A 13,534-nucleotide genomic window follows, 5' to 3' on the forward strand; every position below is an offset into this window, starting at 1 on the left:
TGTGTATCTTGAGCAGCCCTCTGACCTAATTATGGTCATACCCGATTTTCCGGACTTGGCCCTGGTCGCCGAATCCATTGAAGTTCATAAAAAAATTTGAGGAGCACAAGATGCGCGTTATTCTGCTGGGAGCTCCCGGGGCCGGTAAAGGTACTCAGGCAAAGTTCATCACCGAAAAGTTCGGTATCCCCCAAATTTCCACCGGTGACATGCTGCGTGCTGCCGTCAAGGCCGGCACCCCGCTGGGCCTGGAACTGAAGAAAGTCATGGATGCCGGCCAGCTGGTGTCCGACGAGCTGATCATCAGCCTGGTCAAGGAGCGCATCGCCCAGCCGGATTGCGCCAACGGCTGCCTGTTCGACGGCTTCCCACGGACCATTCCACAGGCCGAAGCCATGGTTGCGGCCGGTGTCGATATCGACGCCGTGGTTGAAATTGCCGTCGACGATGAAGAAATCGTGGGTCGCATGGCAGGTCGCCGTGTGCACCTGGCCTCGGGCCGTACCTACCACATTCAGTACAACCCGCCGAAAGTGGAAGGCAAGGACGACGTCACTGGCGAAGACCTGATCCAGCGCGACGACGACAAGGAAGAAACCGTTCGCCATCGCCTGTCGGTCTACCACAGCCAGACCAAGCCGCTGGTGGACTTCTACCAGAAGCTGTCGGCGGCCAATGCTGGCAAGCCGAAGTACAGCCACATCGAAGGCGTAGGCTCGGTTGAAGCCATCACTGCCAAGGTCCTGGCAGCTCTGAGCTGATCCAGCACCTGGCGCACGGTCCGCTTTTTGTGGGGGCGGCCTTGCGTCGCGAAAGGGCTGCACAGCAGCCCCATCAATTTTTTGCCACGTCGCTGACACCCTGGGGCCGCTTTGCGGCCCTTTCGCGACGCAAGGCCGCTCCCACAGGGGCCATACAGCGGCCCCTTGGGGACACAACGGCGCAGCTGCTCTATAATGCCGCACTTTTTCTTCGCACCTGGATACCCGTTCGATGACCACCCTGTTGGCCCTGGATACCGCCACCGAAGCCTGTTCCGTTGCGCTGCTGCATGACGGCAAGGTAACCAGCCATTACGAGGTGATCCCGCGCATGCATGCCCAGAAGCTGCTGCCGATGATCAAGCAGTTGCTGGCCGATTCCGGTGTGGCACTGAATGCGCTCGATGCCATCGCCTTTGGCCGGGGCCCGGGTGCGTTCACCGGTGTGCGTATCGCAATTGGTGTGGTACAGGGGCTGGCGTTCGCCCTCGAGCGCCCGGTGCTGCCGGTCTCCAACCTTGCCGCGCTGGCCCAGGGCGCGTTGCGCAAACAGGGCGTGCAGCAGGTCGCCGCGGCCATCGATGCGCGTATGGACGAGGTGTACTGGGGTTGCTACCAGGCCACGGCGGGGGAAATGCGCCTGGTCGGCAGGGAGACCGTGTTGCCTCCCGAGCAGGTGGCGCTGCCGTTAGAGAGCACCGGTGCCTGGTTCGGTGCCGGCACGGGTTGGGGTTATGCCGAACGCCTGGCAGTGAAAGTCGCGGCCAGCGATGCCCAGGCCCTGCCCAGCGCTGTGGACGTACTGGCCCTGGCCGGTTTTGCCTGGGCGCGTGGCGAGGCAGTTACCGCCGAACAGGCGCAGCCGGTGTATCTGCGCGACAATGTAGCTACCCCGAAGCAGCAATAGCTGCTGTCCGTCGGTTATTGCCGATCACACTAAAACCTTTTTCGCATTCTGTGGTCGAGTTATCAATGAAGCATTAGCGACGGAGCTCTGATGCTGCTAAATTGCCATCATTGATCCCGAGTGCTCATGCCATGCGTATCGACGGTTTCTCATCGCAGTACCCGATCAAGCGCACGCCGCGCAAGGCCGCGGTGCGCGAGGATGCAGTCGATGATGCTGAGGTCGTCGATGACCTTGAAGCCGCGCCACCCGAGCCTGCCGCTCGCCGCCTTGGCGTTGGGCTGCCAGCCCGCCAGCAGGACATGGTATTCCCTCGCGCCCGTGACCGGCGTACCGCCAATGCCTTGGCCAGTTACCTGAGCACCGCCGGTTTTACCGACTGGGACATGGAAGTACTAGGGCTCGACCTGTACATTTGATGGATGAGTCCATCAGCACTGCCTTACTTTCTCGGTTGCCCGTCATGGAGTGAAAACGCCTGGCGCGACTACCTGTACCCCGCCGACGCCAGCAGCGGCCAGATGCTGGGGTTCTATAGCCAGGTGTTCAACGCGGTCGAGGGCAACACCACCTTCTACGCCCGGCCTGCTCCTGGCACCCTTGCCCGCTGGGCACAGGTAATGCCCGCGCATTTCCGGTTCACGGCCAAGTTCCCCCGCGACATCAGCCACGCCGGTGATCTGCGCGACCAGCTGGAGCCTGCCTTCGATTTCACCCGGTTGATGGCGCCATTGGGCAGGCGAGTGTCCCCCTACTGGTTGCAATTGCCGGCCCAGTTCGGCCCTGCGCGTCTGGGCGAGCTGTGCCATTTTCTGGATGAGCTGGCGGTGCCCGTGGCAGTTGAAGTGCGTAACCAGGCGTTTTTCGCCAAGGGTGAAGAAGAGCGCATGCTCAACCGGGTGCTGCACGAGCGGGGCGTCGAGCGTATCTGCCTGGACCCGCGCGCGCTGTTCAGCTGCACTTCGCGTGACCCTGCCGTGCTGCATGCGCAGTCGAAAAAGCCCAAGGTGCCGCCGCGCCCGGCCGCCTTTACCCAACACCCGCAGGTACGCTTCATCGGCCACCCGGAACTGCAAGCCAACGACGTGTTTCTCACCCCGTGGGTAGACAAGGTGGCCAGCTGGATCGAAGAAGGCCGCAGCCCCTATATCTTCCTGCATACCTCCGACAACCGCCTGGCGGCGGCACTTGCCCGGCATTTTCACCAGCGCCTGATGCTGCGTTTGCCGGGCCTTGCCGCGCTGCCGGAATTGCCGCGCGCACCCGAGGTCGAACAACTGGGGCTACTGTGACCCTTCCCTGACTGCCGGAGGTTCTACCATGGATGTGCAAACCCTGCGAGCCGAAGCCTTCAAGGCCTTGCACCAGCGTGACGGTGCATTCGTCATCCCCAACCCGTGGGATGCCGGGTCGGCCAGGCTGTTGGCGAGCATGGGCTTCGAAGCGCTGGCCACTACCAGCGCCGGCCTGGCCTTCAGCCTGGGCCGCCCGGATGCCGAGGGGGCCCTGAGCCTGGACGACACATTGGACAACGCCGGTGAAATCGTCGACGCCACCGCGTTGCCGGTGGCCGCCGATTTGGAAAACGGCTTCGGCGACCTGCCCGAGGACTGCGCGCAGACCATTCTGCGTGCCGCCGAGGTTGGCCTGGTGGGTGGGTCCATCGAAGACGCCAGCGGCCGCCATGATGCGCCCATTTATGATATCGGCCTGGCGGTGGAGCGTGTACGCGCCGCAGTGCAGGCTGCCCGGAGCCTGCCGTTCCCGTTCACCCTGTGCGCCCGTGCAGAAAACCTGCTGCACGGGCGCATGGACCTGGACGACACCATCCTGCGCCTTCAGGCCTACGCCGAAGCGGGGGCCGATGTGCTGTATGCGCCTGGCCTGCGAACGGTGGAAGAAGTGCGCGCGGTGGTGCAGGCCGTGGCCCCGCGGCCGGTCAACGTGCTGATGGGCATGGCCGGCGTGGCGTTGAGCGTCAACCAGTTGCAGGACCTTGGCGTGCGCCGCATCAGCCTTGGCTCGTCGCTGGCCCGCGCGGCCCTGGGTGCGTTGCAGCGGGCCGCACTGGAAGTCCATGACCAGGGCACCTTCGGCTACGCAGACCAGGCTTTGCCGTTCGCTCAGCTCAACGACCTGTTCCGCCGTTAATGAGGGCCCTGATGCTGCTGGCCGGCGTGCTGTTGTTGGCCGTGCTTGCCTGGCAACTGGGCTGGCGCCTGCCCGCGCCTTGGAACCCCTGGGCGCCGTTGGATGTGCGCCAACCGCCCAATTGGCTGACCCCCTACAAGCTGGCGCGGCTGCGGGATGACCCCGCGCTGTGCCGCCAGGCACTGGCCACCAGCCAACTGCGCTACCGGTCACAGGCCGACAGCCCGGCCTCGGCCAACTGCCCGCTGGAAAATGTGTGGCGTATCGAAGCCGGCAAGGCGCGCCTGAGCAGCAGCTTTCTGGCCAGCTGCCCACTGGCGGTGGCGTATGCACTGTTCGAACACCACGCCTTGCAGCCTGTCGCGCAGCGGGTGTTGGGCCAGCCGGTGACCCAGGTCGACCATTTGGGCAGCTTTGCCTGCCGCAACGTCTACCACCGCAAGCAGGGCCGCCTGAGCCAGCATGCGACGGCCAACGCCCTGGACATCAGCGGCTTTCGCCTGCAGGACGGTCAGCGCATCGTCCTGGCGCGTGACTGGCAGGCGGGTGGGGCCAAGGCGCAATTCCTGCGCGAGGTGCAGCAGGCTGCCTGCCAAAGCTTCAGCACTGTGTTGGGGCCCGACTACAACGCCGCGCACCACAACCACTTCCACCTGGACATGGGCCGCTGGCAGGTCTGCCGCTAAGGTCAGGCGTAGGCGCGCACGTTGTTCAGCACCACCGGGCGCGCCCAGTGGAGGTCGAATGCCAGGTCGGTCTGCTGCTTGCTCAGCGTGGCATCGTCGAACGGTTCGGCGGCGGGTGGCAACAAGTCGCTTTCCAGTTCGGCGATGGGCAGGAACAGCGGGCGTGGGCTAGGGCCCGGTCCGGGCTCGGGCAGCGGCTGACCCTGGCTCATCACCACCGGGCGCAGCCAGCTGTTGTTGATGTCGAGCTGGCGCTGCTGTTCGATCAGTTCCATGGCGCTGAAAGGCTCGGGGGCCGGCGGCAAGAGGCTGGCTTCCAGCTCGGCCTTGGGTAGAAACAGCGGCTCGGGTGGGACTACGCGGGTATCCTGCACCGGGCAGGCGCGCTGCGCGTCGATCATGGCCAGCGCGCGGGCGCCGCCGATCGGTTCGCCGCTGTCCTGGTCATACTTCACGAACGACTGGCTGATGCTGTCTACCGGCTCTTCCTGGCGCTCGGCCATGGCCCGAGCGAAAAAATCCTGCCACAGGTGGCTGACGCCCCCGAGTGCCTGGGTGTTGTGCTGACTGTAGTTGCCGACAGGCGACAAATAGGTCAAGCCGATGGGAAGAGTATCTGACATGGCAGTCGCGCGCGTTGTGCTCTGGCAGAATAGCGGGATATTGCCTGTATCGGCCGTGGCGGCCGATACCTTAACGGCCGGGTTCAATTTCTAGGTGTTGAAGATGGAAGAGCAGGGCGCAGGTATCCGGGTCGAGGCGCTAACGGCCGAATTCGCAGCGCAGGCCGCTGCATGGGCCGAGCGCCTGGCGCTGCCGTTGCAGGACGATGAGGCCGGGTTTGCCGTGCAGGTGGGCGTTGATGGTTTGCAGATCCAGCAATTGGGCCCGCAGGCACCGGGGCCGGTGCGGGTGGACTTTGTCGAAGGCCAGGCCGCGCACCGGCGCCAGTTTGGCGGTGGCAAAGGGCAGATGATCGCCAAGGCCGTGGGCATCGCCCAAGGCGTTCGACCGCAGGTGCTGGATGCCACGGCGGGGCTTGGCAAAGACGCGTTTGTGCTGGCCAGCCTGGGCTGCCAGATGACCCTGATCGAACGCCAGCCGCTGATAGCCGCGCTGCTGGAAGATGGGTTGGCGCGCGCCCGGCTGGATGAAGAAGTGGGGCCGATTGTCGGGCGCATGCGCCTGCTGACCGGTAATGCCATCGAGCGCATGCGCAGTTGGGAAGGCGAGGCGCCGCAGGTGATCTACCTCGACCCAATGTTCCCGCACCGCGACAAGAGCGCCCTGGTGAAAAAGGAGATGCGCGTGTTCCGGCCCTTGGTCGGCGATGACCTGGATGCCCCGGCCCTGCTTGAAGCCGCCCTGGCGCTGGCCAGCCACCGGGTGGTGGTGAAGCGGCCGCGCAAGGCGCCGATCATCGACGGGCCGAAGCCGAGCCATAGCCTGGAGGGTAAGTCGAGCCGGTATGACATCTACCCGAAAAAGGCCCTGAAGCCCTGACCTGCCCCAACCGGTCCGGCTAACACGGTCATTGTAGGAGCGGCTTTAGCCGTGAACATCGGCAACGCCGGTGCCAATCACCGCGTTGCCTTCTTCGCGGGTAAACCCGCTCCTACAATGACCTATTATTTTTGCCAGTAGTCATTTGTTGACTAAGGGCGCGACCATAACGGACATTCAAACCTGACTGAGGGTAATGTTCATGTCGCCTGCTCCCTATACCCGTGAAGCTGGCCGCCAGCTTTTTTACTGTAACGGCAAGATCGCTACTGAGTTGAATGGCGACGCCCGCTGGCGTTTGCTTCAGGCTGATGGTCTGGTGCTGGCTCAGCAAAATCACCGATCCTCGGGCTTGCCCAGCATGCTGGCGGCATGCGACCAGCAGCGCTCGGTCTTGTCCATTTATGAGAGGAAACGCCAGGAGGCACAGGCTTACTCGCCCTATGGGCATCATATTCAGGGCAGCGGTTTGCCGTCGTTGCTTGCCTTCAATGGCGAGCGGCCGGACGCGATCACGGGGCGTTATCATCTGGGGAATGGCTACCGGCAGTTCAGCCCGGTCATGATGCGCTTTTGCAGCCCGGACAGTTGGAGCCCATTTGGGGCAGGTGGTTTCAATGCGTATGTGTATTGTGCGGGAGATCCCACCAACCGTACTGACCCGACCGGGCATTTCTGGGGGATTGGGACGTTCTTCAGAGGAATATTGGGCAAGAAATCCAAAGCGCCAAAGCAGGCGAAGATTGGCGTGCCAGTAACCAAAACAAATCCGACTCCAGATAACCGAACCAATAGCATAAGCCAAAAAGTTGCACCGACAGCGGATGGCATCAATCCATTCGAGCAGCTTACTGATTTGGAAATTAATCAGCAGTTGGAATTGTTGAATCAATTTGGCGCTAAACGCGAGTCGTCTCGGCAGGCAAGCAGTTCAGTACGACCAGAAAGCTCGTTAGTTGGCAGCGCCCCCACGCCAAGGCCAAAAACAACGCTGATGGAGCGAAGAAGGGCGCAGGAAAACCTCAATAGAGAGCGTGCGATTGAAAGGGATACGGACTTACTGCAAGTACTCAGCCAGATCCAAGAAGCAGGGCAGGGCACAGACGAAATCGTGGCAGAAATTGGAAGATTGCAAAAGAATATTCGCCAGTGGGTTGGGAATTGAGACGCTAGGCTGATTTTCTACCTTTCGCTGGTTGGTGCGGAAGGTAGAGATTGGAATCAAGTGCTCCGGGCCTGTAACTAGCCATGCCGTCAAGGCTCGAACGCCCGCAAGAACACCCCCACCACCTCGCGCACATGCGCCTCGGCCTCTTCGCCTGCCAATGGCCCCGCACACCCCAGCAGCAACCGGTAATCCGGGGCCCCCTTGACCAGGCAGAAGAAGTGCTCAGCTGCCCGCAGTGGGTTGTCGATGCGCAGCAGCCCACGCTCATCCGCCTCGCGCAGCAGCGCTTCCATCCCGGCCAGCACGCGCTTGGGCCCGGCTTCGTAGAAGTACTGGCCAAAGCTCGGGTCCAGGCTGCCTTGGGCCATGATCAGGCGGCTGAGCTTGACCGCTTCGTCACTGCTGATCAGCGCCTGGAAACCACGGGCGATATTCAGCAGCACGTCTTCGACCTGCGCACCGGCGGGGTACTCGAACAACAGGTCCGGCAGCTGGATCTGGCACGTGGCCATGACCGCTGAACAGAACAGCGTCTGCTTGTCGGTGAAGTGGCTGTACACGGTGAGCTTAGAAACACCTGCCGCCGCAGCGACCGCATCCATGCTGGTGTTGGCGTAGCCAAGGCTTAAGAACAGCGACTTGGCAGCTTCGAGAATCGCCTCGCGCTTGGCCAGGTCCTTGGGCCGGCCTGGGCCGATGGGTGCGTCGTTGGACATTGTGGTCTGCATGTGGTTGATCAAGCTCCCATATTACCGGCTGGAGCGGTTTCCAGCAGTGATCGTAGCCATCGTCAGGCGATTTCTTATCGACACTGGCTTCTCGGCAGCAGTTCCCTGACTTAATATACCCGCCAGTACAAATATTCGAAGTACCCTCTGCGAAAGGATTCATCATGTTGCGCCAGGCCTTGTCCATCGCGTTGCCCGCCGCCGTCGCCGTGCTTCTGGCGGCGTGCGAACAGGAAGCCGCCGCCCCCGCCGCCCCGCGCCCGGCGTTGGTGGTGCAGCCGCAGCCAGCCGAAGCGGGGGCCGCCAGTTACCCCGGTGAGGTGCGTGCGCGCTTCGAGCCGGAACTGGCGTTCCGTATTGCCGGCAAGGTCAGCAAGCGGCTGGTCGAAGAAGGGCAGCGGGTCAAGGCCGAGCAGCCGCTGGCCGAGCTGGACCCGCAGGACGTACGCCTGCAACTGGAAGCTAACCGCGCACAACTGGCCGCCGCCGAAGCCAACCTGGCACTGGTGCGCACCGAGCGTGATCGCTACCAGAAGCTGCTGGACCGGCAAATGGTCAGCCATTCTCAATATGACAATGCCGAAAACCTCTACCGTGCCGGCCTGGCCCGCCTGAAGCAGGCCAAGGCGCAGTTCGACGTGGCCGGGAACCAGGCAGCCTATGCCGTATTGCGTGCGCCCCAGGCCGGGGTGATTGCCAAGCGCCAGGTGGAAGTGGGCCAGGTGGTTGCCGCTGGGCAAACCGCCTTCACCCTCGCCGCCGATGGTGAGCGCGAGGTGGCCATCGCCCTGCCAGAGCAGCAGTTCGCCCGGGTCGCCATCGGCCAACCGGTGAGTGTGGAGCTGTGGTCGCACCCGCAGGCGCGCTTCCAGGGGCGCATCCGCGAGCTGTCACCCGCGGCCGATCCGCGCTCGCGCACCTTCGCCGCCCGCATCGCCTTCACCACGTCGGCTGCCCCGGCCGAACTGGGCCAGAGCGCCCGGGTATTCATTGCTACCGAAGGCCTGATCCCATTGTCTGTACCGCTGTCGGCGGTCACCGCCGAAGACGGCCAGGCCTATGTCTGGCGGGTGAACAAGGACAGCCGCCTGGAGCGGGCCGTGGTGCGCCTGGGTGCGTACGGCAACGATAGCGTGCCCGTGCTCGAAGGGCTGGCCGCCGATGACTGGGTGGTGGCCGCCGGTGGTCATGTATTGCGTGAGGGGCAGCAGGTACGCCCCGTCGACCGCAGCAACCGCGTAGTGAACCTGACGGCCAAGGAGTAAGTCCCGATGGGTTTCAACCTTTCTGCCTGGGCGCTGCGCAACCGCCAGATCGTCCTGTTCCTGATGATCCTGCTGGCGGCCATTGGCGCCGTGTCCTACACCAAGCTGGGCCAGAGCGAAGACCCGCCGTTCACCTTCAAGGCCATGGTCATTCGTACCCTGTGGCCCGGTGCCACGGCCGAGGAAGTGTCGCGCCAGGTAACCGAGCGCATCGAGAAAAAGCTGATGGAAACCGGTGAGTACGAGCGGATTGTCTCGTTTTCCCGGCCTGGCGAATCGCAGGTCACGTTCATGGCCCGCGACTCGCTGCACTCCAAGGACATTCCCGAGCTGTGGTATCAGATCCGCAAGAAGGTCGCGGACATTCGCCATACCTTGCCGCCGGAAATCCAGGGCCCCTTCTTCAACGACGAATTCGGCACTACCTTCGGCAATATCTATGCACTGACCGGCAAGGGCTTCGATTACGCCGTGCTCAAGGACTATGCCGACCGGATCCAGATCCAGCTGCAGCGGGTCAAGGACGTGGGCAAGGTCGAGCTGATCGGCTTGCAGGACGAGAAAGTCTGGATCGAGCTGTCCAACCTCAAGCTGGCTACCCTGGGGGTGCCGCTGCAAGCGGTGCAGAACGCCCTGCGCGAACAGAATGCAGTCAGCACCGCCGGCTTCTTCGAAACCCCCAGCGAGCGCCTGCAACTGCGGGTAAGCGGTCGCTTCGACAGCGTCGAGCAGATTCGCCAGTTCCCGATTCGGGTGGGCGACCGCACCTTCCGCATTGGCGATGTCGCTGAAGTGTACCGTGGCTTCAATGACCCACCCGCACCGCGCATGCGCTTCATGGGCGAAGAGGCCATTGGCCTGGCGGTGTCGATGAAGGATGGCGGCGATATCCTGGTGCTGGGCAAGGCGCTGGAAAGCGAGTTCGAACGCCTGGCGCACAACCTGCCGGCCGGCATGGAGTTGCGCAAGGTCTCGGACCAGCCCGCGGCGGTCAAGGCCGGTGTCGGCGAGTTCGTGCAGGTGCTGGCCGAGGCGCTGGTCATCGTGCTGCTGGTCAGCTTCTTCTCCCTGGGCCTGCGGACCGGCCTGGTGGTGGCGCTGGCCATCCCCCTGGTGCTGGCCATGAGCTTCGCGGCCATGCATTACTTTGGCATCGGCCTGCACAAGATTTCGCTGGGGGCGCTGGTACTGGCCCTGGGCTTGCTGGTAGACGATGCGATCATTGCCGTGGAAATGATGGCGATCAAGATGGAGCAGGGCTACGACCGCCTCAAGGCGGCCAGTTACGCCTGGAGCAGCACGGCCTTCCCGATGCTCACCGGCACCCTGATCACCGCAGCGGGCTTCTTGCCCATCGCTACGGCGGCCTCCAGCACCGGCGAATACACCCGCTCGATCTTCCAGGTGGTGACCATTGCCTTGCTGGCATCGTGGCTGGTCGCCGTGGTGTTCGTGCCTTACCTGGGCGAGCGCCTGTTGCCCGACCTGGCCCGGCTGCACGCCGCCCGTCATGGCCAGGCGCCAGACCCTTATGCCACGCCGTTCTACCAGCGTGTGCGGCGAGTTGTGGCGTGGTGTGTACGGCGCCGCAAAACGGTGATCCTGCTGACCCTCGCGGCCTTCATCGGCAGCCTCCTGCTGTTCCGCTTCGTGCCCCAGCAGTTCTTCCCGGCGTCCGGGCGCCCGGAACTGATGGTCGACCTGAAGCTGGCCGAAGGTGCATCGCTGGCCAATACCGCCGAGCGCGTCAAGCAATTGGAGGCGCTGCTCGCGCAGCAGGATGGCATCGACAACTATGTGGCCTACGTGGGCACCGGTTCGCCGCGCTTCTACCTGCCGCTGGACCAGCAACTGCCGGCCGCCAGCTTCGCCCAGTTCGTGGTACTGGCCAAGTCGATGGACGACCGCGAGCGCCTGCGCAGCTGGCTGATCGCCACGGTGGACCAGCAGTTCCCCGAGTTGCGCGCCCGGGTCACCCGCCTGGAAAACGGCCCGCCCGTGGGTTACCCGGTGCAGTTCCGCGTCACGGGCGAGCATATCGAGAAGGCGCGGGCACTGGCCCGTGAGGTGGCGGCCAAGGTACGCGAGAACCCGCATGTGGTGAATGTGCACCTGGACTGGGAGGAACCGAGCAAGGCGGTGTTTCTGAGCATCGACCAGGACCGTGCCCGTGCGCTGGGCGTGAGCACCGCGCACCTGGCGAGTTTCCTGCAAAGTTCGCTGACCGGCACCACCGCCAGCCAGTACCGCGAAGACAACGAGCTGATCGAGATACTGCTGCGCGGTACGCTGCAGGAGCGCAGCGAGCTGGGCAACCTGGGCAGCCTGGCGTTGCCGACCGACAACGGCCAGAGCGTGGCGCTGTCGCAGGTCGCGACCCTGGAGTATGGCTTCGAGGAGGGCATCATCTGGCACCGTAACCGCCTGCCGACGGTGACCGTGCGGGCAGACATCTACGACAAGGCGCAACCTGCGACACTGGTGAAGCAGATTCTGCCATCTTTGCAGGGCATCCGCGCCAAGCTGCCCGACGGTTACCTGCTGGAAGTGGGCGGCACGGTGGAAGATGCCGAGCGCGGGCAGAAATCGGTGAACGCTGGCATGCCGCTGTTCATCGTGGTGGTGTTGAGCTTGCTGATGATCCAGCTGCGCAGCTTCTCACGCACGCTGATGGTGTTCCTGACCGCGCCGTTGGGGTTGATCGGCGTGACCCTGTTCCTGCTGGTGTTCCGCCAGCCGTTCGGCTTTGTCGCCATGCTCGGCACCATTGCCCTGGCGGGGATGATCATGCGCAATTCGGTGATTCTGGTTGACCAGATCGAGCAGGACATTGCGGCAGGGATGGACCGCTGGCAAGCGATCATCGAGGCCACGGTGCGGCGCTTCCGGCCGATCGTGCTGACCGCGCTGGCCGCGGTGCTGGCCATGATCCCGCTGTCGCGTAGCGTGTTCTACGGGCCGATGGCGGTCGCGATCATGGGTGGCCTGATCGTGGCCACGGTGCTGACGTTGTTGTTCCTGCCGGCGTTGTACGCGGCCTGGTTCAGGGTAAAGCAGCGTTGAAGACCCAGGCGCGAGCGTGCAGGCAGCTTGCGCCCTGGGTGTTGAAGGCGCCGGCCCTTACCAGCTCAGGCAGCTGTTGGTGCGGCCTTTGCACGGGCCATGGCCGCTGACGGCGGCAGGTGCAATGCGGGCCTGGTCCTGAGCGACGAAAGTCTCTTTCCAGGCCAGGCGCTTGCCGTGCGGGTTACCGTTGGTGGCCTGGTAGCGCAGGCTCACCTGGTAAGCATGGCCTTCCTTGAGCGTTGCCCCATCGATCATGAAACTGAAGGTCTGGGGCAGCGCCAGTTCGCCTTGCTGCTCGAGGGTAAGCACGGGCTGCAGGACGGAGCTGCCTTTGGCAGCGCCGAAGCCCTCCAGTTTTTCACTCAGGACCAATACGTAACTCGCCGAAGCGTCCGGTGTTATCCGGTCTTGGCTTTCGCAGTCGATGAAGATCTGGAAATGTGGGGTGGAGGGCATAACGGAAACTCCTCGTCGAAAAGAGCCGCCATCCTGCACCTTGCTGTTGGCCGAGGGAGCGGGGAAAGGCGGTACAGCCAAAACGACGCAGAGGCAGCGGCCGCGCGGGTTCACGCAGACCGCTGCTGTGGCACCACGCGTTATCAGAGCGTGCCGAAAACCTTCTTGGCCAGGCTGGTAGCTGCGGCGGCCGGGTTCTGGCGAATGTTCTGCTCTTGCTTGCCGATCATCTCGAACAGGCCGTCCAGCGCCTTCTCGGTCACGTAGTTCTCGATGTTGGCGTCATCCTTGACCAGCCCCAGGCCTTTGGCCTGCGCGGCGAAGGCGTTGTACTGCTGAGCCACACCAACCTGGTCGGTGGCCTGCTTGACGACCGGCAGGAACTTGGCCCGAATCTGCTCGCGGCTGCTCTTGTTCAGGTACTGGGTGGCGGAGTCGTCACCGCCGCTGAGAATGCCCTTGGCGTCGGTCACGCTCATGTTCTTCACGGCGTCTACCAGAATCGCCTGAGCCTGCGGCACGGCCTTTTCGGCGGCCTTGTTCATGCTGGCTTCCAGGGCTTCGACCTGTTCGCCCTTGCCGAACATCTTCATCGCTTTGGCGGCCTTGCCCAGGTTGCCCGGCAGTTCGATACGCACGTCCGGGTTGTTGCTGAAGCCGCCTGGGGTGCTGAGCTGCTTGACCGCCAGTTGCGCACCTTGGGTGAGGGCATCTTTCAGGCCGCCGGTGGCGTCCTTCTGGCTCAGGTCGCCCAGCGACAGGGCCAGCGCGCTGGCCGACAGCAGCAGGCCGGCGCACAGGGTGGTGAAGCGCAGGGAAGTGCGGATCATGAAGCGTTCCTTG

At 63.6% G+C, this 13,534-nt stretch carries 14 protein-coding genes; 10 read left to right on the forward strand and 4 right to left on the reverse strand.

Features of this window, described 5'->3' with window-relative positions; all coding sequences use genetic code 11:
* Nucleotides 1–110 precede the first annotated feature (110 nt).
* From adk to L1P09_RS05100, 6 genes are all read left to right on the forward strand, one after another.
* Entirely contained in the window at nt 111–761 is a 651-nt protein-coding gene (gene adk / locus L1P09_RS05075) for an adenylate kinase (protein WP_029885102.1), read from the forward strand.
* Between the two features lie 232 nt (nt 762–993).
* A complete protein-coding gene (gene tsaB, locus L1P09_RS05080) occupies nt 994–1,668 on the forward strand; it encodes a tRNA (adenosine(37)-N6)-threonylcarbamoyltransferase complex dimerization subunit type 1 TsaB (protein ID WP_192439729.1) in 675 nt (224 codons plus the stop codon).
* A gap of 131 nt (nt 1,669–1,799) precedes the next feature.
* On the forward strand, nt 1,800–2,087 hold the full coding sequence (locus L1P09_RS05085; protein WP_192439730.1) for a hypothetical protein: 288 nt from the start codon (nt 1,800–1,802) through the stop codon (nt 2,085–2,087).
* Between the two features lie 3 nt (nt 2,088–2,090).
* On the forward strand, nt 2,091–2,960 hold the full coding sequence (locus tag L1P09_RS05090; RefSeq protein WP_115293472.1) for a DUF72 domain-containing protein: 870 nt from the start codon (nt 2,091–2,093) through the stop codon (nt 2,958–2,960).
* A gap of 28 nt (nt 2,961–2,988) precedes the next feature.
* Complete coding sequence (locus L1P09_RS05095; protein WP_054890088.1) at nt 2,989–3,819, forward strand: isocitrate lyase/PEP mutase family protein; 831 nt, start codon at nt 2,989–2,991, stop codon at nt 3,817–3,819.
* A complete protein-coding gene (locus L1P09_RS05100) occupies nt 3,819–4,505 on the forward strand; it encodes an extensin-like domain-containing protein (protein ID WP_192439732.1) in 687 nt (228 codons plus the stop codon). The genes L1P09_RS05095 and L1P09_RS05100 overlap by 1 nt, the downstream gene beginning before the upstream one ends.
* Before the next feature lie 2 nt (nt 4,506–4,507).
* Here L1P09_RS05100 and L1P09_RS05105 read toward each other — a convergent pair whose 3' ends face one another.
* Nucleotides 4,508–5,128 carry a hypothetical protein gene (locus tag L1P09_RS05105; protein ID WP_029885097.1) on the reverse strand — a complete coding sequence of 207 codons (621 nt, stop codon included), beginning with the start codon at nt 5,126–5,128 and terminating at the stop codon, nt 4,508–4,510.
* Between the two features lie 103 nt (nt 5,129–5,231).
* On the opposite strand from L1P09_RS05105, the gene L1P09_RS05110 reads away from it, so the two are divergent.
* On the forward strand, nt 5,232–6,008 hold the full coding sequence (locus tag L1P09_RS05110; RefSeq protein WP_235768547.1) for a class I SAM-dependent methyltransferase: 777 nt from the start codon (nt 5,232–5,234) through the stop codon (nt 6,006–6,008).
* 202 nt (nt 6,009–6,210) lie between these two features.
* The gene (locus L1P09_RS05115; protein WP_166524969.1) at nt 6,211–7,173 is read left to right on the forward strand and encodes an RHS repeat-associated core domain-containing protein; all 963 of its coding nucleotides are present in this window, start codon (nt 6,211–6,213) and stop codon (nt 7,171–7,173) included.
* 89 nt (nt 7,174–7,262) lie between these two features.
* Here L1P09_RS05115 and L1P09_RS05120 read toward each other — a convergent pair whose 3' ends face one another.
* Nucleotides 7,263–7,904, reverse strand: a complete 642-nt coding sequence (locus L1P09_RS05120; protein ID WP_029885094.1) for a TetR/AcrR family transcriptional regulator — start codon at nt 7,902–7,904, stop codon at nt 7,263–7,265.
* 164 nt (nt 7,905–8,068) lie between these two features.
* On the opposite strand from L1P09_RS05120, the gene L1P09_RS05125 reads away from it, so the two are divergent.
* Together L1P09_RS05125 and L1P09_RS05130 are read left to right on the forward strand one after the other, a co-directional pair.
* A complete protein-coding gene (locus tag L1P09_RS05125) occupies nt 8,069–9,169 on the forward strand; it encodes an efflux RND transporter periplasmic adaptor subunit (protein WP_054912878.1) in 1,101 nt (366 codons plus the stop codon).
* A 6-nt stretch (nt 9,170–9,175) separates the two neighbouring features.
* Complete coding sequence (locus L1P09_RS05130) at nt 9,176–12,232, forward strand: efflux RND transporter permease subunit (RefSeq protein ID WP_235768548.1); 3,057 nt, start codon at nt 9,176–9,178, stop codon at nt 12,230–12,232.
* 57 nt (nt 12,233–12,289) lie between these two features.
* Here the strand turns inward: L1P09_RS05130 and L1P09_RS05135 are convergent, their stop codons facing one another.
* Together L1P09_RS05135 and L1P09_RS05140 are read right to left on the reverse strand one after the other, a co-directional pair.
* Nucleotides 12,290–12,691 (reverse strand): hypothetical protein, encoded by a 402-nt coding sequence (locus tag L1P09_RS05135; protein ID WP_029885091.1) that lies wholly within the window; start codon nt 12,689–12,691, stop codon nt 12,290–12,292.
* Nucleotides 12,692–12,834: 143 nt separating this feature from the next.
* Nucleotides 12,835–13,521 (reverse strand): DUF4197 domain-containing protein, encoded by a 687-nt coding sequence (locus L1P09_RS05140; RefSeq protein WP_029885090.1) that lies wholly within the window; start codon nt 13,519–13,521, stop codon nt 12,835–12,837.
* Between the last annotated feature and the right edge of the window lie 13 nt (nt 13,522–13,534).

Origin of the sequence: Pseudomonas juntendi (assembly GCF_021560075.1) — a bacterium.
In the GTDB taxonomy this organism is placed as follows: domain Bacteria; phylum Pseudomonadota; class Gammaproteobacteria; order Pseudomonadales; family Pseudomonadaceae; genus Aquipseudomonas; species Aquipseudomonas juntendi.

Bases quoted from the DNA above. Each gene is read 5' to 3' on its own strand.
- adk (WP_029885102.1), top strand. From the start codon at position 111: ATGCGCGTTATTCTGCTGGGAGCTCCCGGGGCCGGTAAAGGTACTCAG.
- tsaB (WP_192439729.1), top strand. From the start codon at position 994: ATGACCACCCTGTTGGCCCTGGATACCGCCACCGAAGCCTGTTCCGTT.
- L1P09_RS05085 (WP_192439730.1), top strand. From the start codon at position 1,800: ATGCGTATCGACGGTTTCTCATCGCAGTACCCGATCAAGCGCACGCCG.
- L1P09_RS05090 (WP_115293472.1), top strand. From the start codon at position 2,091: ATGAGTCCATCAGCACTGCCTTACTTTCTCGGTTGCCCGTCATGGAGT.
- L1P09_RS05095 (WP_054890088.1), top strand. From the start codon at position 2,989: ATGGATGTGCAAACCCTGCGAGCCGAAGCCTTCAAGGCCTTGCACCAG.
- L1P09_RS05100 (WP_192439732.1), top strand. From the start codon at position 3,819: ATGAGGGCCCTGATGCTGCTGGCCGGCGTGCTGTTGTTGGCCGTGCTT.
- L1P09_RS05105 (WP_029885097.1), bottom strand. From the start codon at position 5,128: ATGTCAGATACTCTTCCCATCGGCTTGACCTATTTGTCGCCTGTCGGC.
- L1P09_RS05110 (WP_235768547.1), top strand. From the start codon at position 5,232: ATGGAAGAGCAGGGCGCAGGTATCCGGGTCGAGGCGCTAACGGCCGAA.
- L1P09_RS05115 (WP_166524969.1), top strand. From the start codon at position 6,211: ATGTCGCCTGCTCCCTATACCCGTGAAGCTGGCCGCCAGCTTTTTTAC.
- L1P09_RS05120 (WP_029885094.1), bottom strand. From the start codon at position 7,904: ATGCAGACCACAATGTCCAACGACGCACCCATCGGCCCAGGCCGGCCC.
- L1P09_RS05125 (WP_054912878.1), top strand. From the start codon at position 8,069: ATGTTGCGCCAGGCCTTGTCCATCGCGTTGCCCGCCGCCGTCGCCGTG.
- L1P09_RS05130 (WP_235768548.1), top strand. From the start codon at position 9,176: ATGGGTTTCAACCTTTCTGCCTGGGCGCTGCGCAACCGCCAGATCGTC.
- L1P09_RS05135 (WP_029885091.1), bottom strand. From the start codon at position 12,691: ATGCCCTCCACCCCACATTTCCAGATCTTCATCGACTGCGAAAGCCAA.
- L1P09_RS05140 (WP_029885090.1), bottom strand. From the start codon at position 13,521: ATGATCCGCACTTCCCTGCGCTTCACCACCCTGTGCGCCGGCCTGCTG.